The sequence below is a fragment of the Streptomyces sp. NPDC003032 genome, assembly GCF_053591415.1.
In genome coordinates this window covers 1-25,163 of the sequence record NZ_JBSFTT010000053.1, presented here as the reverse complement: position 1 = coordinate 25,163, position 25,163 = coordinate 1, and the positions used below count along the sequence as shown (strand labels likewise).

The 25,163-nt window shown below is 69.5% G+C and carries 24 protein-coding genes and 3 pseudogenes; 9 read left to right on the top strand and 18 right to left on the bottom strand.

Annotation, left to right across the window (positions count from 1 at the left end; genetic code table 11):
* Window positions 1–48: 48 nt before the first annotated feature.
* Window positions 49–201 carry a hypothetical protein gene (locus ACWDZ7_RS38700; protein ID WP_451803439.1) on the bottom strand — a complete coding sequence of 51 codons (153 nt, stop codon included), beginning with the start codon at window positions 199–201 and terminating at the stop codon, window positions 49–51.
* A 356-nt stretch (window positions 202–557) separates the two neighbouring features.
* Between ACWDZ7_RS38700 and ACWDZ7_RS38695 the strand changes: the two are divergent.
* Window positions 558–965 (top strand): annotated as a pseudogene (locus ACWDZ7_RS38695) (class I SAM-dependent methyltransferase); the annotation flags it as partial.
* A gap of 557 nt (window positions 966–1,522) precedes the next feature.
* On the opposite strand, the gene ACWDZ7_RS38690 reads toward ACWDZ7_RS38695, so the two are convergent.
* The 12 genes from ACWDZ7_RS38690 to ACWDZ7_RS38635 all read right to left on the bottom strand — a co-directional run bounded on the left by ACWDZ7_RS38690 (window position 1,523) and on the right by ACWDZ7_RS38635 (window position 13,156).
* A complete protein-coding gene (locus tag ACWDZ7_RS38690) occupies window positions 1,523–1,684 on the bottom strand; it encodes a hypothetical protein (RefSeq protein ID WP_451803454.1) in 162 nt (53 codons plus the stop codon).
* 499 nt (window positions 1,685–2,183) lie between these two features.
* Complete coding sequence (locus tag ACWDZ7_RS38685; RefSeq protein ID WP_451803438.1) at window positions 2,184–3,248, bottom strand: serine hydrolase domain-containing protein; 1,065 nt, start codon at window positions 3,246–3,248, stop codon at window positions 2,184–2,186.
* Window positions 3,245–4,174 carry a DUF6895 family protein gene (locus ACWDZ7_RS38680; RefSeq protein ID WP_451803437.1) on the bottom strand — a complete coding sequence of 310 codons (930 nt, stop codon included), beginning with the start codon at window positions 4,172–4,174 and terminating at the stop codon, window positions 3,245–3,247. Before ACWDZ7_RS38680 ends, ACWDZ7_RS38685 begins: the two co-directional genes overlap by 4 nt.
* Window positions 4,174–4,887 (bottom strand): hypothetical protein, encoded by a 714-nt coding sequence (locus ACWDZ7_RS38675; RefSeq protein ID WP_451803436.1) that lies wholly within the window; start codon window positions 4,885–4,887, stop codon window positions 4,174–4,176. Before ACWDZ7_RS38675 ends, ACWDZ7_RS38680 begins: the two co-directional genes overlap by 1 nt.
* Window positions 4,888–4,897: 10 nt before the next feature.
* A complete protein-coding gene (locus tag ACWDZ7_RS38670; protein ID WP_451803435.1) occupies window positions 4,898–5,134 on the bottom strand; it encodes a hypothetical protein in 237 nt (78 codons plus the stop codon).
* A 1,014-nt stretch (window positions 5,135–6,148) separates the two neighbouring features.
* Window positions 6,149–6,577, bottom strand: a complete 429-nt coding sequence (locus tag ACWDZ7_RS38665) for a DUF3052 domain-containing protein (RefSeq protein ID WP_451803434.1) — start codon at window positions 6,575–6,577, stop codon at window positions 6,149–6,151.
* A gap of 492 nt (window positions 6,578–7,069) precedes the next feature.
* Window positions 7,070–8,551 carry an MFS transporter gene (locus ACWDZ7_RS38660; protein WP_451803433.1) on the bottom strand — a complete coding sequence of 494 codons (1,482 nt, stop codon included), beginning with the start codon at window positions 8,549–8,551 and terminating at the stop codon, window positions 7,070–7,072.
* Between the two features lie 363 nt (window positions 8,552–8,914).
* Window positions 8,915–9,457 (bottom strand): hypothetical protein, encoded by a 543-nt coding sequence (locus ACWDZ7_RS38655; protein WP_451803432.1) that lies wholly within the window; start codon window positions 9,455–9,457, stop codon window positions 8,915–8,917.
* Window positions 9,458–10,195: 738 nt separating this feature from the next.
* Window positions 10,196–11,377, bottom strand: coding sequence for a hypothetical protein (locus ACWDZ7_RS38650; RefSeq protein WP_451803431.1), 1,182 nt, complete (start codon window positions 11,375–11,377; stop codon window positions 10,196–10,198).
* On the bottom strand, window positions 11,374–11,751 hold the full coding sequence (locus ACWDZ7_RS38645; RefSeq protein ID WP_451803430.1) for a transposase: 378 nt from the start codon (window positions 11,749–11,751) through the stop codon (window positions 11,374–11,376). Before ACWDZ7_RS38645 ends, ACWDZ7_RS38650 begins: the two co-directional genes overlap by 4 nt.
* A 197-nt stretch (window positions 11,752–11,948) precedes the next feature.
* Entirely contained in the window at window positions 11,949–12,338 is a 390-nt protein-coding gene (locus tag ACWDZ7_RS38640; RefSeq protein WP_451803453.1) for a helix-turn-helix domain-containing protein, read from the bottom strand.
* Window positions 12,339–12,496: 158 nt separating this feature from the next.
* The gene (locus ACWDZ7_RS38635) at window positions 12,497–13,156 is read right to left on the bottom strand and encodes a polysaccharide deacetylase family protein (RefSeq protein ID WP_451803429.1); all 660 of its coding nucleotides are present in this window, start codon (window positions 13,154–13,156) and stop codon (window positions 12,497–12,499) included.
* Between the two features lie 541 nt (window positions 13,157–13,697).
* Between ACWDZ7_RS38635 and ACWDZ7_RS38630 the strand changes: the two genes are divergently transcribed.
* The 3 genes and pseudogenes from ACWDZ7_RS38630 to ACWDZ7_RS38620 all read left to right on the top strand — a co-directional run bounded on the left by ACWDZ7_RS38630 (window position 13,698) and on the right by ACWDZ7_RS38620 (window position 16,787).
* Entirely contained in the window at window positions 13,698–13,901 is a 204-nt protein-coding gene (locus ACWDZ7_RS38630) for a cold-shock protein (protein WP_451803428.1), read from the top strand.
* A 613-nt stretch (window positions 13,902–14,514) separates the two neighbouring features.
* Window positions 14,515–15,243 (top strand): annotated as a pseudogene (locus ACWDZ7_RS38625) (winged helix-turn-helix domain-containing protein); the annotation flags it as partial.
* A gap of 548 nt (window positions 15,244–15,791) precedes the next feature.
* On the top strand, window positions 15,792–16,787 hold the full coding sequence (locus ACWDZ7_RS38620; protein ID WP_451803427.1) for a DUF5995 family protein: 996 nt from the start codon (window positions 15,792–15,794) through the stop codon (window positions 16,785–16,787).
* 159 nt (window positions 16,788–16,946) lie between these two features.
* On the opposite strand, the gene ACWDZ7_RS38615 is transcribed toward ACWDZ7_RS38620, so the two are convergent.
* Complete coding sequence (locus ACWDZ7_RS38615) at window positions 16,947–17,942, bottom strand: winged helix-turn-helix domain-containing protein (protein ID WP_451803426.1); 996 nt, start codon at window positions 17,940–17,942, stop codon at window positions 16,947–16,949.
* A gap of 534 nt (window positions 17,943–18,476) precedes the next feature.
* Between ACWDZ7_RS38615 and ACWDZ7_RS38610 the strand changes: the two genes are divergently transcribed.
* Entirely contained in the window at window positions 18,477–19,472 is a 996-nt protein-coding gene (locus tag ACWDZ7_RS38610) for a helix-turn-helix domain-containing protein (RefSeq protein WP_451803425.1), read from the top strand.
* Between the two features lie 146 nt (window positions 19,473–19,618).
* Here the strand turns inward: ACWDZ7_RS38610 and ACWDZ7_RS38605 are convergent, their stop codons facing one another.
* Window positions 19,619–20,008 carry a hypothetical protein gene (locus ACWDZ7_RS38605; protein WP_451803424.1) on the bottom strand — a complete coding sequence of 130 codons (390 nt, stop codon included), beginning with the start codon at window positions 20,006–20,008 and terminating at the stop codon, window positions 19,619–19,621.
* A 352-nt stretch (window positions 20,009–20,360) separates the two neighbouring features.
* Here ACWDZ7_RS38605 and ACWDZ7_RS38600 point away from each other — a divergent pair, with 352 nt between their 5' ends.
* Window positions 20,361–20,438, top strand: coding sequence for a hypothetical protein (locus tag ACWDZ7_RS38600; RefSeq protein ID WP_451803452.1), 78 nt, complete (start codon window positions 20,361–20,363; stop codon window positions 20,436–20,438).
* A gap of 213 nt (window positions 20,439–20,651) precedes the next feature.
* Here ACWDZ7_RS38600 and ACWDZ7_RS38595 read toward each other — a convergent pair.
* A pseudogene (locus tag ACWDZ7_RS38595) lies at window positions 20,652–21,308 on the bottom strand (VOC family protein).
* Window positions 21,309–21,387: 79 nt separating this feature from the next.
* On the bottom strand, window positions 21,388–22,056 hold the full coding sequence (locus ACWDZ7_RS38590) for a phosphotransferase (RefSeq protein ID WP_451803451.1): 669 nt from the start codon (window positions 22,054–22,056) through the stop codon (window positions 21,388–21,390).
* Window positions 22,057–22,557: 501 nt separating this feature from the next.
* Between ACWDZ7_RS38590 and ACWDZ7_RS38585 the strand changes: the two genes are divergently transcribed.
* Both ACWDZ7_RS38585 and ACWDZ7_RS38580 read left to right on the top strand, forming a co-directional pair.
* Window positions 22,558–22,857: a type II toxin -antitoxin system TacA 1-like antitoxin gene (locus ACWDZ7_RS38585; RefSeq protein WP_451803423.1), complete on the top strand. Its 300-nt coding sequence runs from the start codon at window positions 22,558–22,560 to the stop codon at window positions 22,855–22,857.
* Window positions 22,854–23,240: a fic family toxin-antitoxin system, toxin component gene (locus tag ACWDZ7_RS38580; protein ID WP_451803422.1), complete on the top strand. Its 387-nt coding sequence runs from the start codon at window positions 22,854–22,856 to the stop codon at window positions 23,238–23,240. The genes ACWDZ7_RS38585 and ACWDZ7_RS38580 overlap by 4 nt, the downstream gene beginning before the upstream one ends.
* A gap of 410 nt (window positions 23,241–23,650) precedes the next feature.
* On the opposite strand, the gene ACWDZ7_RS38575 is transcribed toward ACWDZ7_RS38580, so the two are convergent.
* On the bottom strand, window positions 23,651–23,911 hold the full coding sequence (locus tag ACWDZ7_RS38575; RefSeq protein ID WP_451803421.1) for a hypothetical protein: 261 nt from the start codon (window positions 23,909–23,911) through the stop codon (window positions 23,651–23,653).
* A gap of 930 nt (window positions 23,912–24,841) precedes the next feature.
* On the opposite strand from ACWDZ7_RS38575, the gene ACWDZ7_RS38570 reads away from it, so the two are divergent.
* Window positions 24,842–25,163 (top strand): hypothetical protein (locus tag ACWDZ7_RS38570; RefSeq protein WP_451803420.1); only part of this gene is annotated, 322 nt, incomplete at its 3' end.

The following is a 25,163-nucleotide window of genomic DNA, read 5'->3' as shown; positions in this document are numbered from 1 at the left end:
CTCTTTCTTCGCGCCCGTTGCCGGACGGCAGAGTTGCCGGGTCAGCCCTTAGTCGGCGACGTCGTAGATGTCCTCCGCATAGATGTACGCGTAGGCGTGGTAAGCGCCACCGACTTTCAGCTCACTGGAATCGATCACTTCCAGTTCGTCGAGGTCGGCGAATTCCTCCTCGACGCGCCCCTCGGGATACACAGCGGTCATGGCCCCTCCCTTGATCGGAATCGGAAATGGCGGATTACGGAGAAGAGATCGGTGTCGCACCGATCCGCGTCGCGCCGCCACAGTAGGGGGCCTCACACGCTAGATGCATGCTTCCAGGCGCCACAACGGCGGAGGTATCGCGAATTTGAGACTTTATTCGAGATCAGCTTGCCAGCTGGGCTATGAAGATTGATTTCGCCAGGGAGCGAGGTGGCGGCTGCGGCCTGGCAGGGAGCGGTTCGTGATTCCGTTCTGCGCCCGGTACGCACCGGCTGGTTCTCCGGTCTGCACAGCGCGGACTTCACCGGATAGCTTCTGACGGGAGGGGAAAGCGGACGACGGAGGAGCCACGCGGCATGAAGCCCATGACGGCGCGGGAATGGGATCTGACCTACCTTTTCGGTGATCCGGTCTGGGATGAGCCGCCGACCAGTCACCTCGCCGACCTGGTCGCCCGGCACGCACCACCCCCCGCTGAAATACTGGACGTGGGATGTGGACTTGGCGCCACCTCACGCTGGCTCGCCGAGCACGCCTACCAGGTCACCGGATGCGATTTCTCGCCGCGGGCGATCGAATCGGCACGCGCCAGGACACCGGATTCGCTGAACGCCCGGTTCGCGGTGGCCGATATCACCGAGGTGCCGCCACCACTTCCGCCTTTTCCGGTGGTTCTGGAGCGCGGGGTGTTGCACGCCCTACCGGATGTGGCAGACCGGCGTTCCCTCGTCGGGGCTCTGGCACGTGTCTGCCTCCCGGAGGGACTCTGGTTCCATGTGGGGGCCAGCGCGGCCACCCTGGACAAGGAAGTCCGCACGGTACGAGGTCCTTCCCGCATGGCGGAGGAGACGTTTCTGGCCCTGGTCGATCCTCTCTTCACCGTCCTGGAGATGGGTTACGCCCCGATCGGCAATCGTTCCGCCAGGTGGCAGGCCCGGCATGCCGTGCTGCGTCGCCGTGAGACGCGAGACGGAGACGTACTGCCATGCCGGTCAGCCGAGGCACGCCCAGAGGCGAACGGCCGTGAAGCGAGCGGACGCCCCGGCCAGGACCGTCCTCGTCGAGACGGGCTGCCGGGCCCCGATATTTCGCCAGATAGCCCCCCTCCCCCCGACGCAAGGTGTCCCCGTATTGGAGGACAGGACGACGGTCTCGATCACCTCGGCCCCCAGTTGCCGGGCCTGGTTGAGCCCGCGCGCATGGAGTTCCTCGCCGAGCCCTCGCCTGCGGTGAGCGGCGGCGAGCACGCGGGCGACGGTTGCGCCGGGCACGTTCCCGTACCTCGTCACCTCGTCCAGAGAGAGGGAGTGGGTAGGAGTGATCACGTTGTGGGCGTACTGCCAGTCTTTGAGCGTGGCGTCGCCGTCCGGCTGCTGGATGCGAGAACGGTGGTGACGAGCGCTTCGTACCGGGCGCGGTCCAGGGGGAGTTCGGCCTCGATCAGGCTGCGGGGGTCGTAGAGCACCGTGTGGGTATTGCTCATCACCGCACCAGCCTCATGGCCATGCGCAGCGCCGTGCCACGGTGCACAAGCCGGCGCACGGAACCCAGCAACGCGACCGCGGAGAACAAGCCGGGGACGTGGAGTGGGCATCAGCGGGGGCAGGGCCGCAACGCTGTCCCCGGAACGGATGGAGCCGCTGGCCGCAATCGGTATGCGGTGGGCGTGATGGGCATCGTCGTCACCGCGGTCGCCACTCTCACGGCCGGCCATCTGCTCGGGCGGCTGGTCCCTGGCAGCGAGCGGGTAAGTAGGCGGCCGATCAGGTCCGCTCCACCGGGCCGTGGGTCCGCGGCGGCATCGGCCGCCAGGCCGTCGTCGTCCCTGTCCACATCGTCACCGCGCCGCGCACCAACCGGCGCACCATGCCGCGCCCCGGCCACCGGGACGCGGCATGGCAGGCCGCATGTGCGATTCAGCCACCAACCACACCCGGGAAGAGGACGAGTAAACGGTAGTCGGGGAGCCGCGCCGCGCGGACTCAGCGGTCGGGGAAGACCGCCCGGCGCAGGAGCCGACGGCCCGCCCGCAGGACCGGCTCGGTTCTCGTCGGAGCCACGTTGGCGAGCACAGCCACCCCCGTTCCCGCCTCCGGGCTGAAGCCCGTGAACGCGGTGAACCCCCCGGTGCCGCCGGTGTGCCACAGCAACGCTCGTGAGCCGACGACCCGGTGGGTCCAGGCCAGGCACACGTGGTTGTCCCCGCCCTCGTAGGGGTGGTGCGGCCGGTGGCTGGCCTCGATGGCCGCGGCCAGCGGCGTGGTAGCGGGGTGCAGCTGGGCCAGCAGATACCGCGCGACGTCGGCGCCCGTGCTGTAGAGGGCGCCGGCCCCGGCGAGCGCGTCGAGGGTCCAGTGCGGGACGGGCCGGCCCCGGCGGTGCCCGGTGGCGGCGGGCGCGCGCAGCGCTCCGGGACCGTCCGCCCTGTCGGGGACACCGGTGCCGTGCATGCCCAGCGGGCGCAGCACCCGCTCGGTGAGCAGGGTGAGGTAGTCGCTGCCCGCCGCGTTCGCCAGCAGGGTGCCCAGCAGGCCGATCCCGAAGGTGGAATAGCGCACGGTCCGCTCCCGGGACCGCAGGCGGGCGGTGGCGCGGTAGAGATCCTCGGCGCGGTAACGGGCGTAGGGGTTGGAGATCCAGTGCCTCAGGCCGCGGCGGTAGACGTTGCTGGGCAGGCGGGGCAGACCGCCGTGATGGGTAGCCAGGTCGAGCAGCGTGACCGGCGGACCGTCGAGGCGGCGCGGTGCGGCGGTCGGCGGGAGGTAGGTCTCGATAGGATCGCGGTAGCCAACTTCTCCCCGCGCGGCCATCTCCGCGAACAGCAGCCCGGTGAACGTTTTGGTGACGGATCCCAGCGCGAACGGGGTGCCCGGGCCCGCCCGTTCCGAGGTGTCCCGGCTGAGCTGGCCGGCCGCGTGCACCGTCTGCTCCCGCCCCTGGACGAGCACCGCGACAGCGCCGGGGATGCCCGGGTCCAGGAGCAGCCCGTCGGTGACCTTCCGTAGCAGTCGGACCGGACTCCCGTCCGGCCGCCCGGGGACACTCACGCCGGACTCCGTGAGTGGAGCGCGGGATCGAGGGCGCGGGACACCGTGAGGGTGCCCGCGAGGACCGCGACGATCGTGGGGTGGTGGTGGTTGGTGAAGGCCGCCACCGGGTCGCCGGGCGGGCGGGTGACCCCGTTGGGCACCATGCCGTCGGCGTGCTGGGCCGCGGCGTACTGCTCCCAGACCCGGGTGTGGAAGTGCGGCCGTTCCAGGCACATGTCGACCATGAGGAACTCGCCGAGCAGGTCCCAGGTCCTGGTCTCCGTGAACACCTCCACCCATACCGGCAGCCACCGCTCCAGGTACTCCTGGAGCGGGGCCGGCAGCCCGGCGGGGTCGGCGCCCCAGTCGGTGAGGTGGAAGACGGTGTGCGTGACGCCGTACGCGTTGCTGGCGTCGAGCATCCAAGGCTCGGGCATGCCCCCCAGCCAGGTCCGCCCGATCTCGTCGGCGAGGTCCGGGGCGTCGGGCAGGCCGAGTTTACGACGGGCCGCGGCCACACCGAGGCGGCGGTTGGGCACCTGCTCGGTGAAGCGGGCCGCCCGCAGACCGTCCAGCTGCAGGGTCAGCGCGTCGAGGCCGCCGTGGCGGTATCCCGCAGCGGCGAACGGCGCGTAGATCTCCCGCGGATATGTGGCGGCCGGGGTGTAGCGCTGCAGCCCATACAGCAGGTCGCCGTGGCGGAATTCCCGCCACACGAAGTCCATCAGGTCCGCAGCGGTCCTGGCGGTCTCGGGGCCGGCCACGGCGGCGCGCTTCACCAGGCCGGCGGCGAGGGACAGTTCGCTGAGGGACTTGAGTGTTTCGCCCTTCAGTTCGTGGTCGGGCACATCAGCCGGGAACGCGAAGGCCGAGCGCATGCGGCCGAGCCAGGCCAGGGCCTTCCCGGTGACCTGCTGGGCCAGCCGGACGGTCGAGGCGTCCATCACCGCTCTCCCTCCCTGAGCCGCCGTGCGACGGCGATCTCGAACAGGACCCGGTGCCGGTCGGCCGCGAGCACCGCGAGGTGGTCAAGGGCCGGAGTGAGCAAGGGCTCTTCGGTGCCGTGCGCGTCGAGCGCCAGCCATCGCGCCAGCCGGGCCGCGACCAGATGGTCCCGCCGCAGCAAGGCGCGCGTCAGGCCGCGGCGCAGATCCAGGCGCCGGTGGAGCGCCTCCTGCCGTGCCGGTCCCTCCACCGGGGGCAGCGCGAGCGGGGCCAGCCGGGCCAGGGCGGCCGACCATGCCGCCCAGTGCTTTGCCGGCCACCCGGGAACGGCATCGCCGGCCGCCAGCCCTGCCCAGCCGGCCGCGTCGACGCCCAGCCCGGCGAGGACCGTGACCAGGGCGGCGTCGCGTGCCACCCACAGACCGCCGTCCTCCGCGCCGGCCGCCGGGGCGGGAAAGGCCGCCACCGCCGCCCGCACGAGACCGGCATCGTCAGCGGTGAGCGTGCATCCGGTGAGCACGAACGGGGCCAGGGCATCAGCGCCCAGGCCCCGCACCGCGCCCACCGCGTTCACCGGCTCATCGAGGGCGTCCACGCACTCCCGCAGCGAGAATTCCCCGCCGTCGTGCCGCAACGCTCCCGCAAGCTTCGCTGCCAGCGCCTGGACGGCGGATTCGACCGTGCCGGGCGCCGCCTGATGCGCGAGGAACATACGGCAGGCCTCAGCAGATGGCCGTGTAGGTGAGATCCTGCACGATGCCGCCGAAGGCGTCCTCGATCGGCTCTTCCTTCTTGGGGTTGGTCGACAGCAGCCCCGCAAGGGCCAGCGTCAAGAGACTTCCGCCCTGAGCCTCGGGGCCGTCGGCACTCCGGCTCCAAGCCGTCTCGCCCCCGGCGACCAGCGCGCGGACCGCTTCCGCCGCCGAAGCGGGAACCGAAAGACCAGTAACATCCATCATATTTACCTCATTTCTTACCGAGTAGTCTTGCTTTTCCGCTTTCCCGCACTAAGGGACAACAATCAAATTAGATGCAACTTTTAAGTAATTAGCCGCATTTTGGCCACATAAGCCCGGGTGGGATCGGAACTGATCGGAGTGAGATCCCGCGCCGGGGACCGTCGATGACCACGGGCAACGCCCCGGTCCCTCGACCGGGTCGCCGATGTATCCGGGCACATCGCGCACCAAGCCCCGCCACAGCGACCCCTGCTGACGTCCCGTCGCCAACGACGCGGCCAGAGCTACACGCCGCGTGTGACCACCACACCCCGGCCCATCGCCAACTCCTCGCCGCATGCGTGGCGTTGCCAGCGCTCGTGGGCGGGTCTGCGTTCCCCTACATCCGATGCCCGGCCGGATCAGTGTGCAAGGCTTTCGCTCGTTCACGTACGTAGGCCCAGCCGAGGTGAATTCGGCGGAGCCTACGCCAACTGCTGTTGAGCGCCGGGAAGCCTCCGGGGCCTGTCCGCCTCGGAGGTGGCCGGCGGGCTGGGCGGGGCTTCGAAGTGTGGGGCGCGGGACCAGCTGTGGGCGTGCATGGTCTCGCTCTCCCAGTCCTCGAACAGCTGGGACAGTGCCCCGGGGTCCAGGCGAACAGCGGGCGTCGGCCTGTTCCCCCACTGGCCGGGCCTGGCCATCGGCCCTGTCGAAGTGAGACCAGTCCCCGGACGCGCCGGCCAGAGTGACGTGCTCCGTCAAGCGTGCGGTGATCACTGGGCAGCCTTGCCCGCCAACTCCCGTGAACGCCCGCCAACTACCGCGGCCACACCAAGCGCAGTGCCCAGAGCCTCGTATGACACGGCACCGACCCACAGCACTCGAGGTCACCCGGCCCGGCGACGTGATGGGTTTGACGATGGGTTCTGACGGTACGGAGTGCAGCGCGTCCGTCGAGCATGTACGCGAGAAGGCGCCCAGCCCCATGGTTCGGGTTGGACGCCTGTGTCCCTCGCTTAGGGCCCGCTCTGGGTGCTACCGCTTGGCCTTGGGCGTGGCCAGGCGGAGGCCGTTCCAGTCTTTGCCTGCGCTGGCGGAGCCGACCTGCTGAAGGCCGGCCGTGACCGCGGCCTCCTGGATATCTGAGGGCTCGACGTACCCGTCGTGTCCGGTCTTCGGCGTGCACAGCCAGATCAGGGCGCCGTCTTCGATCAGGGTCGTGGCGTCGACCAGGGCATCGGCAAGATCGCCATCCTCGTCGCGGAACCACACGATCACGGCATCGACGACATCGTCGTATTCCTCGTCGACCAGGTCGCTGCCCGTCAGCTCTTGGATGGCCTCGCGAAGCTCCTGCTCCGCATCGTCGTCGTAGCCGAGCTCCTGGACGACCTGCCCCGGCTGGAAACCCAGCCTGGCCGCCGGGTTGGTTCGCTCTTCCGCGTGGTCCGCTGTTGCGCTCATGACTGCTCCCGAGATACGGACGCGACTGCCCGCGCCTCCTTTGCGTAGCCAATCAGATACACACCGTGCCAGTCGCGAGTGTGGTCAAACTCGGCGCTGCACCCGGACTCGCGTTGATCAACACTGGACGGCATGCGCTAACGAGGTCTCTTTCATGTGGAGTGCGGCGCATTCGTGGTCTGGCGGCCGAGGCGGCAGGGGGCGCCGCTGCAATGCCCACCAGCGGGAAGGCAGTAGACGGGTGCCTGCACGCAGTCGCCAACCAGCGCGGCAGAGCAGTTGTTCGGCGAACACGCACAGCCAAGAGCACGAACGTCACCCGTCACGCGCTCCCACGACGGGAGCAGCCGAGCACGGAACAGCTGCTGGTACAGCGAGATGTTCCAACGCGCGGAACGGCACTTGGGCTGCCGCGGGAATCGGAAGTGGCCCCGGTGTGAAGCCGGGGCCACAAGCCGCGCTGTGAAGGGGCACGGGACGGTGCGGCAGGTATCAATCGGCCTGGCTGTTCGCGTGCTTCGGCAGACAGAACATCAGTGCCCCCATCACCACGAAGGCACCGCCGGCCCACCAGAGCACGCTGGTGAACGCGTCCCGGTTGACCGCGCCGTCGGTCGAGCCGCCGGTGGCGGAGAAGAACACCAGGGCGGTCAGCGCCGCGCCCAGAGCGATGCCCAGATGCATCGCGGTGTTGAACAGCCCCGATGCCGAACCGGCGTTCTTGTGCGGGACCTTGGCGAGTGCCATGTCGGCGATCGGCCCGCCGACCGCGCCGAAGCCGACACCGAGCACCAGGAGCGGAACTGTCATCGCCAGGAGCGTCAGGTCGCCCTGAGAGCCGACGCTTTGGAGCCCGTAGGCCGTCATCGCGCCGAGGACGATCAGAACACCGGCCTGGGGCAGGCGGCGCCCGAAGCGTCCGGCGGCCTTCACCGCGACCATCGCGCCGGCCAGCTCACCGAGAGCGATCATCACGAAGGCCACGGCCGCCTCCAGTGCGCTCATGCCCAGGCCGCGCTGGAGGTACAGCGTCCAGCTCATGAAGAACATGCCGGTCGACAGGCCGAGGAGCAGTTGCGCGGAAAGCCCGCCGGAGAACGCCCTGCCCTGGAAGAGGGACAGCGCCACCAGCGGGGCGTCGTCCTTCCTGTGCTGCTGGTGGCGTACGAAGACGCCGAGCACGAGAGCACCGGCGGCGAGCATGGCGAAGCACCACAGGGGCCAGCCGTGCGCGTGGCCCTCGGTGAGCGGGAAGACGATCAGGACGACGGACAGCGCGGACAGCAGCATGCCGGTGAGGTCCAGACGCTGCGCCCGCTCCGCGGTCGACTCCTGGACGAACTTCCGGCCGAGGAGGAACACTGCCAGGCCGATGGGCACATTGATCAGGAAGACCGGCCGCCATCCCAGGCCGAACAGGTCGGACTCGGTGAGCACACCGCCCAGCACCGGCCCCAGGACAGAACCGAACGACAGGACAGCACCGTAGAGGCCGAACGCCCTGCTGCGCTGCTCGCCGTCGAACGTGACGTGGAGCGTGGCCAGCACCTGCGGGAGCATCACGGCGGCCCCGCCGCCTTGCAAGGTGCGGGCGGCGATCAGGATGCCCGGGTCGGCTGCGAGCCCGCACAGCAGCGAGGCCAGGGTGAACACGGCGGTGCCGATGAGGAGAATCCTGCGTCGGCCGTAGAGGTCGCCGAGCCTGCCCCCGGTAATCAGCCCCAGGGCGATCGTCAGCGAGTAGCCGGCCGTCACCCACTGGAGCGCGGCCGGTCCGGCGCCGAGGGACTCCTGGAGAGTGGGCAGGGCGGTGAGGACGATCGAGCTGTCGAGGATGTTCATGAGCTCGGCGACCAGGACCACCGCGAGGGCGATCCTGGCAGCGGAGGTCATCTTTGACGCCGCATGGGAGGGGGCGTGGGCCGAGGACTCGGCCGGGTGCTTCGGCTCATGGTCGAGCGAAGGGGAAACCACGGTGGAACTCCTGGATCAGAGAACCGGGGAGCTCGCCGTCGGCCGCGCCGGGGTCCGGGAAACACAGAATCCGGGGCAGACGGCAGAGCCGCACCCGGAAAACGGCAGAAAACTGCAGGGGAGGGTGAACGCAACTCAGGCCAGCGCGACATCCGCCCCCGGACACGTTCGAAGAAACAGAACGCGGGGAAGAGCGGACGGCTACAGGGCCTGGTGGATGAAATCACCTCAAGATCGCGGAACAGGAAGTCCGACCTGCCACCGAAGTCTCCGGCACAGGGACTGATCCACGGTACGACACTCCCGGACCTCGCGCACACGGATTTCGCGTCCACGCCCGTGGCCGATCAGGGAGCACCGGTTTCAGGCGTCATGGTGTCCCTGCGGCGTCCACGTATCGTGCGCGCCCCGCGCCTGCTGGATTGACGGTCGTGCCCCGGATTCGGTAGGCGGCGTAGCGGGCATCGTCGCCTCCGCTCTCTGCCATCCAGTTGGCGCGGTCTGTTCGCTGAAGCCAAGCAGGCGGCTGAGAACGAACGCGGGACAGCGGCTGGGGCCGGGCTCGACGCGATGGGCCTTGCCGACCGGATGGCGCACCAGCTCGCGGAGTAGCCCGTCCAGCGGTGGCGGGATCTCTACCGGGTGTGTGCCCCGGCGCAGGCACAGCGTGGTGCCGTCGTCGAGGACGTCGTCGAGGCTGAGCGCGCAGATCCGGGACGGGGGCTGCGCGAACAGCAGCGGGAGCAGTCCGGCTGCGCGGTCGCGGACCGCGATGTCGGGCTCGTGGATGAGCTGGTGCACCAGTCGCCAACGTGTGTCGGCGGCGATGATGTCGGCGGCGAGCGAGCTGGTGTAGAAGGGGGCCGTCAGGGCTCGGGTGTGCTGGTGGCGGCTGGTCCAGTGCAAGAAGGACCGGATCCGCAGGCGCTCGGCCTGGCCCGTGGCGAGGTAGGCGTCGATGTGGTCCTGCGTGCACGCGGCGAGACTGCTGCCCTGTGCGGAGAGCCACTCCAGCAGACGGACGAGAGCGCGGATCTCCTACCGGATCCCGCAGGCTTGCTCAGGGCTGGTGTGCGCGGCCTGTCGGTGCAGGCGGCGCAACGGCTGCCAGCGTGCCCATCGCTCGACGATCCGCCGCTAATCCCGCGAATCCCGCCATGTGGACCCGCGTCTGGAAGACGGCCCAGGACCTTCGGCAGCCACTGCTCGATCCGGGCGAGGTGTTCGTCGCGGACGGCAAAGACTCCGTGAGCGACGAGGAGCGCGCGCAGATGGTCGGCCACGTGTCCGTCGGCCACGGCGTCCAGGCTTTGATGTGTCACCGGGCCCGTCGCGGTCGCGAGCGCCCGAAAGGCAGCACGGCGGGCCGGCGTCTTGTGCACCCACCGCAGGCAGTGCAGGCATCGAGCGCGCGGAGCGTGCCCACGACGCCCTCTGGTTCGGGCCGCACCTGGCCGTCGGGGCCGGCGAAGATCTCGCGCAGGCTCCGGTCGCGCGCGCAGTTTGCACACATGCCCGGTGGAAGAGGCGAGCGACAACTCCACAACGCACGCAGGGCTTCTTCGCGCTGGGGTGCTTGGTCCAGCAGGTCTGGCACAGCCGCCGCCCGCCGGGAAGAAGCGCGGAGATCCCGTAGGCCTTCCCTCAGCCGTCACACGGTGAAGGCGGGGTGCCGCAGGTCGCACACAGGGGTTCCGCGTCTGCGGTGCGGTTGTTGACCCGGCGCAGCTGGCCGCAGCGCACGCACACAGCCTGGTGCCTGGCCTTGGCTGTGCACGGCTGGCAGCGCGGCGTCGCGGTCGAGGCGAACCAGCACGGCCGCCAGGCCCCGCAGGGCGCGCACAGGGCGTAGGGGTTGGTGCAGCACGCCGGGCACAACCCGCCGCCGTCGTCGGTGCGCCGACGGCGGATGCGGATCTCACCGCAGCCGTCACAGCGCCGGTGATGCAGCGGGTCCGTCTGACGGCAGGAGACACACACCGCCCGGCCCTCGCCGTCTTGGCCACCGACGGGCCGGTCCCGGCCGCAGCGGGCGCACCGGGCCGTCCGGCTCTTCGTCCAGCAGTGCGAACAGCAGCGGATCCCTTCGCGCAGGCTGAGCAGGTTGGTGCTTGCGTTGCACCACGGGCAGAGCGGAATGACCACGCCTCTCGCGCCGTGATCGAGCAGGATCTTCGCCAGGGCGGAGACCGCCTGCGGGCTGTGGGCGCCCGCGCCCGTCAGCAGCTCAGGGCGATCCGACAGCGACCACCACAGGCGCAGTTGCCCCGCCCGGCTCCGTTCCGCCTGCCTCACCGCGTCCTCCAGCACGGCACGCTGCAGGCCCGTGGACGCGGCGAGCAGTCCCGTGATCTCGCGGATCGGGTCGACGTCTTGGTCAGGCAGGTGCTTGCGACACCGTGGACGCCCCTCTCGGTCCCGGCCGCGGAAGTCGCGTCGGCCGCACTCGACACAGCGGCGGTCCTCGATCCGGGTGCGGTTGTAGCACGAGCCGCAGATCCGCCCGTTGGGGGACGTCGCCGTGAGAGGACGCCGGCGCCCGCACGCGGCACGACTCGGGAGCACGAGCCCCGTGGCACCGCCCTCGACCGGGGCCCGGATCAGCCGCTCCACGAGCCGCGGCACCTGCGGCAGGCCTGAGGTCAGCAGGGACGGGTCGGACTCCGACATCCGGGCGAGTTCGCGCCACTGCGGACGCTGACGGAACACCCCCTCCACCGCACCGGTCACCGCCTGCGGTACGCAGGACGGATCGACCGTAGCGACCACCTCGGCCACGACCGCCTCGGGCTCCGACTGCCACCGCGGCAGCTCCACCTCGGTCACCTGCTGAGTTGTCCGATGGGTTGTCGGGTGTAACGGTCAGGTGGTGTGAGGCTGAGTGTTGTGCCTTGCAGACATCCGTCGATGAGGCCGGGTCTGCGCTGGTTTCCGCGCAGGCCTCCTCGGACTGTCCGTTCCGGCTGATCGCGGTCGTTGAAAAGCACGTTCGCGGTGACGCTGCGCCGCAGCAGAGACCAGACGCCTTCGACCGGGTTGAGCTGCGGGCAACAGCTGGGCGGTTGAATGACGGTGAGCCAGTCGTGATCAGCCGCGTACTGGCGCATTCCCGCAGACTGGCGCATTCCCGCAGACCGGTGGACGTCGAGGTTGTCCCAGAACAACACGACGGGGCCGCCGGGCTGGATATGGGCCCGCACGAGCAGATCACGGTAGTCCTTCCAGGTGAAGCCCCGGCCTGCGCCCTGGACGCGGGGGGCGGTAGATCAGCCTGCTGGACCGGCCGGGCCTGTAACAGGCCAGTGCGGCAAGGGAGATCCGGCCGCGGGAGCCACCATGAACCGGGACGGCGGGTGTGCGGCCGCGGGGCGCCCAGGTCCCCGCGAGCGGTGCGGCTTCATCGAGACGGCGGCTTCGTCTTCGAAGACGGTCCATGCCCCGAGCGCCGCCGCGGTGGCTCTGCCGCGGGCCAGGTCTCCTTCACCCAACCGGCCACGGCCGCCCGGTCCTGCCCGGCCGCCCGCCGGGCCGGCTGCTGACACGACCAGCCACGACGACGCAGCAATTCCCACACCCCGCGCACCGACAAAATTCTCCCCAGACACTCCTCGATCAGCAGCTCCACTCTGGACAGCGTCCACCGCCCATCGGACCAGCCACGGCTCACCGTCCCCTTCAGCAACTCCACCCCAAGCAGCGCGAACTGCCCCGCCGAGACCTGGGCACGCCTGGCCGGCCCGCAAGAACGCAACGCATCGGGGCCCTGCTCGCGCCAGGCCCGCCGCATACCGCAGGGACCAAACACCGTCACCCTCCGCGACAACCCATCGGAAAGATCAGTAGCCGTGCCCCTTCGGCCGAGCTTCCTTCTGGCCGGAGCAGGTGATCCCTCAGCACCTGATGGCCCAGGCATGTCGGCGCCCGGAGGGCGACATTCGTCTGGCGCTAGACCCCGATGCGAGCGGCCCCGTCGCTCTCTTCCGCAACCAGGAATTCCCGTAGGTCGACGACGCCGTAGCCTCCTGCCCGGACTGCGTCGAGAATCCGCGGCAGCGCCTGGGCATCGATCACGATCCCGTCACCGGTGCTGCTGCCCACGTGCATCTGGATGATCGCACCCGGACCGAACGCACCGACGGCCCGCTCGACCACACGTTCCACGGTCATGCCACGCCCCGGACCGAGGTAGCCGTTGGTGTCGGTGGTGAACTCGATGGCCGCGTACCCAAGCCTGTTGACGTCGGCGACCGACTCCGCCGTGGTGGAGCTGTAGGGGAAGCGGAAGAAGGGCAGCGGCTCGGTCCTCGCCGCGGCCCTGATCGCCATGTCGGCGTGCCGCACCTCCCGCTCCCGTTGCCCGGTGCTCAAGTCGTCGAAGTACGGATGGCTGTAGGAGTGGTTGCCCAGCCCGTGCTCAGCGCCCATAGCCCGCACCGCCCTGGGATGTGCCCTGGCGAACTGGCCGGTCGGGAAGAACGTCGCCGCGACCTGTCGGCGCCGTAGCTCGCTCAGGACGCTCTCGACACCGCTCTCGTCCCATGCGGCGTTGAACGTGAGCGCCAGCACGTTGCGCGAGGTGGGCAGACGGCGGATCTCAGCCCCCATCAGCGAGGCGGGAGGGCGGGGCCCCGCCGCCGCGGCCCGACCTGCCGCGCCGGGCACAAGCCCCGCGGCCAACAGCCCTGCCAGGACAGTCCGTCGTGTTGAGTCCATCCCCAGAGTCTGCGTGTAGGTGGCCTCCCGCCACCCTCAGCCCGCGCCGTGCGCCCGGGTGACCCTTCACGGCCCACGGGCATTGCGCCAACCCACGAGTTCACCGCCCACGGCCGCGCCGTGAGGAGTCAGATCACGTCCCGGCAAGCCGCTGTACGTGGCGAGCTGCATCTCATGCAACATCGTGGCATCGCAGTGCCGGTTTCGCGAAACAGACCAGAGCAGCGCGACTACCGTCCCTCAGGACCGGTACCTTCATCCGGCAGTTCGCCCTATTCCCCGACCTTCGGCACTTGCGTCGGATGCAACTCCTCCCGAATAGGCCCGCTCAGCTCACCCGGCCGTTTGCGGCTCCTGGCGGGATTCTTACCGGCGCCCCGTGTCGGGTATGTCTGCGGGGGTTGAAGCGTGGCAGATCAGGAGGAGACCTACGATGGCGCAAGGCGTAGTCAAGTGGTTCAACGCTGAAAAGGGATTCGGGTTCATTTCTGTGGACGGAGGCAACACAGACGTCTTCGTCCACCATGAGGATATTCAGGCCGAGGGGTACAGGAGCCTGGAGGAGAACCAGCGGGTCGAGTTCGAAGTCACGCAGGGAGCCAGGGGCCCGCAAGCCAAGAACGTGCGAATTATCTGACGAATGGTCTCTGCCTTGGCTGTCCCGTCACTGCGGCGCTCCCCAGCGTCCACCCGGCCGGGCTGCCCGGGAGACCCTCCCCCGGGCCCGTCGTTCGCCTTCTGGTGGGCCCGTGCGCGTCACGCTCTTGCCGACCGGCGCGCCTTCGTTACCGTCCTTGCCCGCATCGACTCCGAGGGGCCTCCTGAAGATCCTGGCGGCGGGTGATGCACCCGCACGCGGTCGCCCGTCTGCTCCCGAGGCTGCCCGCCCGCAGGGCGCCCTCGGGCAGGGTGTCGCTATGGGTGAGACATTCTTTTCCCGGGATACGGCGAAAGCCGTCGCCGAGGCGGTTATATCCGGCTCGCCACCACGGTGGAGCATAGAACCGAACGGCTGCTGCGCTGGCATGGGCAGTTGAGAACAAATGCAGATATGCCTCCCACGTCTGCCCGCCGCCCACGGTTACGCCGTACCACCCGCCTCACCGCCCGGACCGCCACCAGTCCGAGAGCAGGCTCCACCCAGCCACCGAACACTCCCCCTGTTCCTGCTCCTGGGGGACGTCCGGAGGGCATGGACTGGGCGCGCCGGGTCGAGCTACTGATTTTTGCGGTTCGGGGTGACGGTGATGCTGCGGGTCTCCCGGAAGTCCGCCTATGCCTGGCATGCCGACTGGCGGGATGGTGACATGGATGCTTTGCGGTCGAGGGGACTGTCCGGGCGTGTGTCGCGGATGAGGCCGCACTGGCGGTCCTGGCTGGCCGCGGAGCTGGAGAAGGGGCCGGCCGCGCACGGCTGGGTGGAAGACCAGCGGTGGACGCCGGCCCGGGTGGCCACCGTGATCGCGCGCCGGTTCCATGTGCGCTTCAGCACGGCGCAGACCTGGCGCATCCTGCATCAGATGGGCTTCACGGTGCAGGTCCCGGCGCGTCGGCCCGCCGAGCGCGACGAGGACATGGTGGCCACCTGGGTCAAGGAGACCTGGCCCCGGGTGGAAAGACGGTGAGGGACCAGGACGCTGGGGTGTGCTTCGCGGACGAGTCGGGGCAGTTGCTGCGACCGCCCAGGGCACGTACCTGGTCCCGGCGTGGCACACCCCTGTGGTCACGGTCCACGCGGCGGGCTCGGGCCGGATCTCGCTCGCCGGACTCGTGTGCCGCAGAGCCGGTCGCCGCACCCGGTTCATCTTCCCGGGATGCTGGTGCACCACGGCACGTCGATGCCCCTGGGCAACCTGGCGCCGTGCACTACCGACGAACTGGCCGCGCTGGCCCGCACCCGACTCAAACGGATGCAGTACCAGCCCGGCCTGCTCGACGGATTCATCGCCGAGACCGGACTGACCCCGGCGGCACCATAACGCCACCCCGAACCGAAAAAATCAGTAGCCGACAGAGGAAGAAACGGAGGACGTCGGCGAAGGGTTGCCCTCGTTCCACTGGGGCTCCCGGCGGCCGGGCCAGCAGGGCCCAAGGCGCGGCTTCGGTCGGCTGTGCCGTGGTCCAGCAGCCCTGGGTGCCCCGTTCGCGGAGGCGCGGGCGTCCGCTTCGAGCCGCAGCCAAGAGGCGGGATGGGCGAGGAGGACCCGGAGGTCGACATCGGCCCGTGCCCCGCCCTCTTCCTTGTCCTCGTCCGGCAACGAGAGGCACTGGGCCGTGTTTGGCGGCCAGACGACGGCCGGGAGGCGGTCGTCTGCCGCCACTCTGGTGCTCCACAGGCCCTGGATCGTCAGGGACGGAGGAGCGCTTCCCCCGCCCGGAGCCGACTGAGGGAACGTGCTTCGTCGTCTGTTGTGCCGAAGGGCACGTGCTCCGCCTGCCGCCGCCCCGGTATGACAGTTGTGCCCGTCCGAGTGACACCGGACCGATCCTCCCTGCCGCGCAGATCCGATCTTGGTATCAACGAGGCGTGATCAGCACCTGTACGCGTGCGGCTCTGGCTGCTGCCGCTTCCCTCACCGGGCCCCTGACGACGGCCGTTCCGGGCGCCGACCCCCAACGCAAGTCGGTGGCCCGGCAGGCACGCGGAGCCCGTGCTCTCACCGCTGTCGCGATGGCGGCCGTCCTCACCCTGACCGGCGGTACGGCCACTGCCGGCGGCCCGGGAGCCGCCGAGGCCGGGAACCTGGCCTGCCGAGGCCCGGTGCTCGGGTGCGTGCGGGAGGCGCGCCACACTGTGGAGACCGTCCGTAACGATCTGCGCTGCGACCATCGCGCCCCCTTCGCGACGATCTACGTACACGTACAGCGGTCGTTGGAGACTGCGCTCGGCCAAGGCGTGGTCTTCGACGAGCCCTCATGGCTCGCCGGTGATCTCAACATCGGTTTCCTGAACCTGTACTTGGACGCCTACGAGGCCGACCGGGCCGGCCGCCCCATCCCCCAGGCGTGGCGTGCTGCCTTCGACGCGGCGCGTACAGCCGACGTCAACGCAGGTCAGGACGTGCTGCTCGGCGCGAACGCGCACATCCAGCGGGACATGCCCTACGTAATCGCCTCGCTCGGACTTACTCGTCCCGGTGGCAGCTCACGCAAGGACGACTACGACCGCTTCCAGCAGGTCCTGGACCGCGCATACGGTCCTGCTGTCAGGGACGTCGCCCGCCGCTACGACCCGCTCGTCGCCCTGGCGGACGACCGCTGGAACCCCATCGCAGGCCTCACTGCCGGCCAGCTCTTCCGCATGTGGCGCCAGCAGGCGTGGGAGCACGCCCGGCAACTGGACAGCGCCCCGGACCGACAAGCCCGCGACCGAGTCGCGCGCGGGATCGAGACGAACGCCGGGCAGTGGGCACACCGGTTGAGCGCCATCCGTGTGCCGGGATACCGCACCGTCCGCGACACTCACTGCCGCACCCACAGTACCCACGGCCTGCCACCAGGACGTGAGCGGGCAGGGCAGTGAGCGCCCGCGACCGCGATGACATCCCGCATGTCAGGCCCGGGTCCTCCGCGCCGTCGACAAGCACCGCTCCGATGGCTGACCGGCCGCGCCGCCGCCTTCGCGCCCGAGGCGAGCGGGCCGGTGGTCGGCTGAGCCGGGCGCGAACGCCGGGCCAGCGGGTCAGGTGGGCAGCGACGGTCGGCAACCGTCGAGGAGTGCCGTCCCGAGCGCGGTGGCCGTGTGCAGCGTCGTGTTGCGGTGCCGACGGCTGGAGATGAGAGCGGCTTCGCGCAGCGTGGTCAGGTGCCGACTGGCGTTGGAGGGGGTGAGGCCGGTGTGCCGGGCCAGTTCGGTGGTGGTGAACGTGCCGTCGGCCGCGGCCTCGAGCAGCGGCGCCCGGGCCCGGCCGAGGAGCGCGGTCAGCGACCGCCGGGCCGCCGGGCCGTGGCCGGGGCGCTCCCAGCCCGGACGGTGCTCGATGGGGTAGACGAGGACGGGGGCAAGGCTGGGGTCGAAGAGGGCGGTGGGGCCGTAGCGGCAGAAGAAGGACGGCTGGAGCAGCAGCCCGCGGCCCTCCAGGCGCAGGTCCTGCTCGACGGGGAAGTCCAGGCTGAGGACCGGGTAGTGCCAGTGCGCGGAGGTGTGCAGAGTGCCCAGGACGGTGGCCCAGCCGCCGTGGGCCAGCTGCCTCGCGCGCAGCATCACGTCGTGGCATACCGCCTCGTGGACGGTGGACCAGTATGGCCGCAGAGCGGCGTCGAAGTAGGTGTGGGCGGTGTCGGCGAGTCTGCCGAGCAGGTGCGCCGATCCCGCCGTGAGCTCCGCCGACCACGAGGGCAGCCGACGGCCTGGGTGCATCCGCCGGAAGGTCTCCAACTCGGTGCGGAGCCGCCGCCTCGAGGTGGCCCGCAGGGCTTCGACCTGGGTGGCCAGACTCTGTCCAGGCTGGGGCGTGAGGAAGTCGCAGGTGTAGCCGCGGGCGGGAGACAGGGAGGCGAGCAGCCGGGTGGCGCCGGGCAAGCGCGGGGTCACCTGCTGACGCCAGGGGCCGAATAGCACGGAGGCGTCCCGGCGCTGCAACCGGTGGAGGCTGATGTTCAGCTCCCACATGGGGTCCGGCTCTTCGGCGAAACGGACGCGCGCCAGGTCGTCAGAAGTGAAATGAATTCGTAGCATCCGTTTCCCCCATGGTCCTCGTCCGAGTGAAGCGATCCGAGTGAAGTCATCCGAGTGAAGTCATCCGAGTGAATGGAATCGAGTAAATCGATCCTTGTGAAGCAACCGGCGACGGCACAGACGGCGCGTGCGGTGAATCCCCCCTCGTACCGCGGTCTTTGCGCCCAACCGCACACTTCTACCAGTCGGTGTGATGCGTACAGCAGTCTCTTTTTTGGCACGAAGGAAGCGCAGCTCCATCCCGTCGTCGAAGGAGGGAAGATGCGGTACACCGAGGCCACCGCGAGCCGTGTGTCTCCTGGTAGCCGCGTCCCGCTCGGGGCCCTTGGGCCTCGCCGGGCGGCTGAGCACGGCGACACGGCCAGGAATAGGCCCACCAAGAACTGACCTGACAATCGCATCCGGAAAAGACCGCGGCGCGCTCGTCCGTACGCTCCCGGAGAAGGACCCCGCCGTACTCGCCGACCTAGTCCCTCACGCTCCTCGCAGGCTCGCCACTGTCGACCACTCCCTCGCCACCGCATAGGAGCCCCCGTGACCGCGATCGACATACGGCATTACGACCACCGCGACGCCCTCGATCTGCGCCCGCTGCTTTTGGAGGTGTACGCCGAGGTATGCGTCAAGGCGGCCGAATCCGACCCGTTCGCCGCCGCCGACCGCTTCGCCGAAGGCCTCGCATGCTGGTCCCAGCGTCCCGGCTGGACCTGCGTCGTCGGCTACGACACCGAGAGGCAACCGGTCGACTACGACACCGAGCGGCAGCCGATCGACTACGCCTACGGCGCGCCCGCCGCCACCGAGGAGACCGGCACACGGACGTACGTGCTCATGTCCGTGACACAGTCCCCGATGGTGAGCAGCAGGACCACGCGGCCGAACCCAAAAGAGAGCGCCCCTGAACGCCACCGACTGTCCTTGTCGGTCACCGGGCGCATATGGCTATACCAGCCGGGTCGCCAAGTGCTGCTCAACCCGGGAGACCTGTACGTGTACGACTCCTCCCTCTGCTTCGAAGCCCTGGCGGGAGGAGCCGGAGCGAAAATGGCGATCGGCAAGGCGGACACACACCCTGAGTCGGACGCGTCCCGGCTCAACACGGTGCTGCTCGACCTGCTGACCGCCCTCTTCACCCAGCGCCTGAGCCCCGAGCCCCCCGCCGCGCCGGAGAGTCGGCAGCGCGCCCTTCTCCACTCGGTGCAGGCATACATACGTCACCACCTGACGGACCAGCCCCTCACCCCCGCGCAGATCGCCGCTTCCCAGCACATCTCCCTCCGCACCCTGCACCGCCTGTTCGAGCAGCAGGACACCACGGTCGCGGCCTGGGTACGCGGGGAGCGCCTGGAACGCGCCCGGCGCGACCTGGCCGATCCCGCGCTCGCCACCCGGCCGGTGCACGCGATCGCCGCCCGGTGGGGATACTCGCGGCACTCGGACTTCACCCGCGCCTTCCGCACCCAGTACGGCCTGCCACCACAGGAGTACCGCCGGTCGGTACTGCCGCAGCAGTCCGGCACCTGGCGTTGAACGAACGGACGTCGCCTCGGAGGCACCGGCCGTCGGGGGTCCGCCCCCTGTCAAGTCCAAGTCCAAGTCCAAGACCAAGACCAAGTCCGAGTCCAGAGGGGAGCCCTGGTGGCTGCCACGACTCCCTCTCCCTCAGCGGAAGCCGGTCAGCAGTGGGACCCGTTGTTCGTGATGAACCAGGTGTACGTGTCGCTGGCCCAGCCGCTCTGGTTGTTCGACGCCCGGCGCACGTGCCACCACGCCTTGTTGCCGTCGACGGACGTGCCGGTGTCCCAGCAGTGCGCGTACAGGTACTCGCCTGCCTGAATCTGCCCGATGATGCGGCACCCGTCTGTACCGGAGTGAGGCCCGGAGCGCAGGTTGACCGCGTCGCCGTACACGTAGTCCTCTTGTGACGACTTGTTGCTCCACGCGTGACTACAGTCCAGCGCACCTGCGGGCGAGGCCATGGCCGGGGCCGCCGCGGTGACCGTCAGCCCTCCGGCCAGCAGCACCCCCGCCAGGACGACACGATTGACGCGAGAACGAATACGCATGACTCTCCCTCTCCGAATACGAACCGCCTTGTAGGGCGCCGGCAAGGTACGCCGGTTCCTGTGTTGGGCAAGGACTGTAGGAGGCAGGCATCGATCGCGTCGTGAGCGTGGAGTGCCAGGGTGTTGGCATGGCGTGCCAGTCACCGACGGCACACAGGCACACCAGGAGACGCCCCGTCAGAACGGGTAGGTGACAACCCCCGTTACCCGTACGCCTCGCGTGGGAGCAAAGGCACGGCGTGGCGCGCCCTGACCTCGAGATGGTCATTGCGATCTTCACCAACGTTCTCGAAGTCGATGAACACGGGGCGACGCTCAACGACGGCGATGCCAGTACCGCGCTGCTCAGTGGATCCGCAGACGCTGTGACCCCGGCTACCAAGTGGAGCCTCCGTTCGCAGCGTGGGAGACCGAACTGCATGGCCCCTGACAGCGGCCGGTGGTCAAGCGCCGCCACTTCGCCCGCACCGTGGGCGTTCCCCCGGGCACCTACCGCCGCACCGCCCGCTCCCAGCCGCGCCCCGGCCTGCACATCGGCGGGCGCCCTCGGGCGGGTGGTTGGCCCAGTCTGGGAGGGCGAGGTGCCTTTCATGCGGCGGTGCGCACTGCCGCACCGCCGCGTGGGCGCGGACGAAGCTCCGCGTCAGCCCCGGCCGAGGACGCAGAACTCGTTGTCCTCCGGGTCGGCCAGGACACCCCAGGAAACGTCCCCCTGACCCACATCGGCCCGTGTCGCACCGAGAGCTTCGAGCCGGGCGACCTCCTTCGCCTGATCCTCGACGGGGTCGGACGTCACGTCGAGATGGACGCGGTTCCATACAACCTGGTCATCCGGCGTGCGGCGAAATGCCAGGTACGGCCCGACGCCCGGCCCGCGGGTCGGCGCAGTGGACGACCACGACGGCTATGGGGCCCGGTCCCGGTAGAGCTCCCGGGGCTCCAGGACGCTGAACACGTTGCCTTCCGAGTCGGCCATCACGGTCCACGGCACGTCGCCCTGGCCTACGCCGACGGGCGTCGCCCCGAGGTCTTTCAGCCGTGCGACCAACTCCGCCTGATGGGCGTCGGAGGTGGTGGCGAGCTCGAGGTGCACGCGGTACTTCACCGTCTCCGGGTCCGGGACACGGACAAGATCGATGCACACGGCGGACGGGTCCGGCCAGTCGAAACCCACGGGTTCCAGGTTGGTGACTCCCGGGCCTTCACTGGAAACACCCGAGCCGAGCACCTCCGCCCAGAACTGACCGAGCGCCGAGTCGTCCCGGGCCTTGAAGTTCACCTGAACAAGCTGCAGCGTCATGAGGCGTACCCCAAGGGGGTGTCCGGGAGTGCCTGCTTTCACCGGGCTGAGCCAACGCTGTGGACGTCCGTCCAGGCCCTCAACTGACGGACCGAGCCCCGGTCCAGGTGGGTGGAGCGCCCGAACTGCCGCTTGGCTTCGCTGTGGTCGGCGAAGTGGTGCATAGACAGTTCGACCGTCTCCCGGGCAAAGTCGCGGCCCGCCGTAATTGGCATTGGCTCTGGCCGCAATTCCGTGAATGGTCTTGGGCCCTCGATTCTCTTGCGCCGACAGAGGCTCCGGCTTGGGTCGGCGGGGCGCGGTTACTGATGCGCCAGTGCCCTAGCCGCCGACGGGGGACCAGAAGGATGGGGTCAACGCCTCGACCTCGATGGCGGCTTGGCGGAGATCGGCGGACAACCGGCCCCAGCGCGGCGTACGCCGGATCGCCGCCGGCGGCCATGCGGTCGATTACGTCGGCGTTGGTCCGAGCCCGTGCGGCCACCACATCCCCGAACGCCGACCGGTCACCGTCGTAGCCGTAGGCGTCGAGCAGCAGGTGCAGGCGCCGGCGCCGGTCCTCGAACGCGGTGAATCCTGTCCTTGCGGCCAAGCGGCGGGCATGCAACGGCACCCAGCTCAACGCCATAAACGCCAGATCGAACTCGCGCGACGAAGGCCCAGCCGTGTCCCAGTCGAAGAACCCGACCAGCTCGCCCGCGTGCCATACCGCGTTCCACGGCGCGGCGTCATGGTGCCCAATGACCATCCCCGGCCGCCAGCTCTGCCCGGCGAGCCACCGCGCTCCGGGCGCGCCGTCGAATCCCACGGCCTCCAGATGCCGCAGCACCGCATGCACGGCAGGCGTCCAGGGCTGTACGGGCCGGTGGACCGCGTCCCCGATACGCACCGCACCCACGGTCCGGCCGCCAGGCAGCCGCTGCTCCTCCATGACGTGATTACTACCGCACGCCACCCTGCCGCGTATCCCCTGTCCCGGCCACCGCCCGCCGCCTGATTCTGGGCGGGCAGACTCCCCCGATCTTGATGAGGGTCTGCGCATTCACGGATTGCGGCCAGAGCCAATTTCAACGAGCCCTATCACCGCCCGGGGGGCCGCCGCAGTGACGGCCAGACGGTCACGGAACTCCGGATCGGTGAGCCGGGCGCCGTTCGAGCATCAGCACCTTCGGCAGTCCATCGGCTGCGCGGGCGGCGGGCGAGCAGCGCCCTCTACCTGATAGGCGGTACCGCTGGTACCGTGGGGGCCATGGGAGAGAAGACCGCAATGAATCTGCGCTTCCCTGACCCTGAGCAGCGGGCCGCGATCGCGGCCGCCGCCCAGCAGGCAGGGGTGAGCATGCAGGAGTACATCCTGTCCGCCGCCTACGAGCGCGCTACCGCCGTGGAGCAGCGGTTCCTGGATGCCTTCGGCGACTCCATGGCCCGTAGCGGCGCCGCGTTCGCAGCCGAAACCACCGGTGGCATTGGCCCGACCGCAGAGCAGCGCGCGGCTGAGCGGCAGGCCCGGGCAGAGCTGGAGCAGCAGGGACGAGGCCAGGCGGCGTGAGTCAGTCCGGATCGTTCCACCCGCTCAATGTGTCCTTTCTGCTGCACGCCGCCGAGCTGCTGCCCGGTGACCCGCAGGTCGATGACCTGGGCCCGCTGTATGGCGCTGTGGCCCGGACTACTGCCCGGGCCATGGAACGTGACGTCTACGGTTCGGTGCATCTAAAGGCTGCTGCGCTGCTGCAGACCCTGGTGAAGCTGCCGTGTCTGGAGCACTCCAACGAGCGCTTCGCCTGGCATGCGACCGAGGCGTTCCTCGCCCTGAACGACTGCCGCCTCGACTACCCGCCCAAGGCCGCCGTTGTGCTGGTGCGCGACATCGCTGACGGGACGCTGGGGGTGGCCCGCATCGCCCGCCAGCTCCGGGAGTGGACTGCCGCCTGAGGCGACAGGCACTTAGCGTCGCGCGCGACGCTTCCAGCCGCCGCGCCCGTTCAGCATGATGCGGCCCCGGACCGCGAATCCTCGCCCCCAGCTTCGGGTACGTGATGTGCCCGCGCCGGGCTCGGCCAGGTGACACCGCGTCCCTCATCGCGCTGCGGGAGCAGGGCCGGCTCTGGGCAGTTTCGTTGTGCCTTCGAGATCCCCCGGCCTACGGGCCCCGGTGGCGGAGCGAGAGATGGACAGGCAGGTGCTCTACGCGATGGTCGCCGTCCAGCGCGGGCGGGTCGGGCGGTAACGGCCTGCGCCGGAGAGCACCACCCGTGGGAACCGGACCGTCTGGCTGGACCCCTGTGGCCACAGTTACCGCTCCACCCGCATCTGCGGCAGATCCTGATGCGGGAGTACCTCGCTCACCGCGGTTCGTCTCGGTCCCGCAGGTACTGCCCCACCGAAATCCACACGACGCGGTCTGGGGCCAGGAATAAGGTGGGACGCCTGGCGTAGTGGTGGCGTGCCGCGTCGTCAGCGCACAGCTCGAAGCGGGGCATCCCCACCCCCTCCGGGTCTTCGTCGACCAGGGCGGTGAGCCTGTCCCACCCGGGCGGGCCCGGCTGGGGCGCGGCGACCAGAACGTACATGCCCATGTCCGAGTGCACCAGGGCGTGCCCCATGTCGTGGGGGAACGGGTCGGGTGCGGGCAGCTCCAGCCCCTCTTCCAGCGCCAGTTCGAAGGGGTTGTGGAAGTTCGCGTGACTTGAACGTCGACACAGGACGAGGCGGCGGTGGCCGGCTGGATGAAGGAGACCTGGCCCGCGGCAAAGCCACCGCGGCGGCGCTCGGGGCATGGCTGGTCTTCGAGGACGAAGCCACCGTCTCGATGGGCCCTGCCAAGATTCCCGTAAGAGGCCCTGAACTCCAGGAGAGGGTCAGTCCAGCAGCGACAGCTTTCTCGTCACGCCGTAACCCGTCAGCCAGGGCGACCATTGCGGGAAGTCCACTGGAACTGATGACACTGAGCCATTCTTTGAGGTTCTCGCCGGGCAGATTGCAGAGCATGCGGGCGAAGGCATGGACGCGGCCGCGGACAGTTGCCAACTCCGGGCAGCAGTGCAGGGCTTCATCGAGTTGTTGTTTCTCGTCGGGTTCAAACGATCTCGATGCCACATGATCCAGTTGGTCACCTGTTGCGGCTTGAGGACGGGCATTGGTGAACGGATCGATCCCAGAGATGTCCGAAGAGGATGCAGGTAGTGCCGAACTGCTTGTGCGGTCCGCCCTCATGGACGCGCGACCTCACGGGCACGCGCATCGACCCGTACTACGCACCCGCCCAATGACACCCGCCCCACCAGCACCGCTCTCACGGAATCTTGGCAGAGCCCATCGAGACGGCGGCTTCGTCCTCGAAGACCAGCCATGCCCCAAGCGCCGCCGCGGTGGCTTTGCCCGGGGCCAGGTCTCCTTCATCCAGCCGGCCACCGCCGCCCCGTCCCGCTCGACCGCCCGCCGGGCAGGCCACTGACACGACCAGATCCTGGCGGGGCAGCCCGTCTGCCGGCAATCCGGTCGACACAGGCCGGCGGGGCCCGTACCCTCCCGAAGTGCTCGCAGCCCGAAACATCGAATCCTGGCAGCAGGTGGAGTCCCGCCAGGACTTCACCGCCTACCTGCAACGGCTGTCGGCCGACTGCGAGACCGTGTGCGACGGACAAGACCCCCGCACACCCGCAGCGCGGCGCTGGACCAATCAATCCGTCGACGGCTTCCTCTGGGCCTGGGTCCGGCTTCTGGAGAGTCGGCTCGACGGCAGCAACCTGCTGCACGAAGAAGCTCCCGGTAGGCCCGGATGGCAGGGCCTGGCCTTCCAAGTGGACACCCTGCGCACCTCCCCGCCCGGATCCGACAGCGCTCCCGCCGATTCGG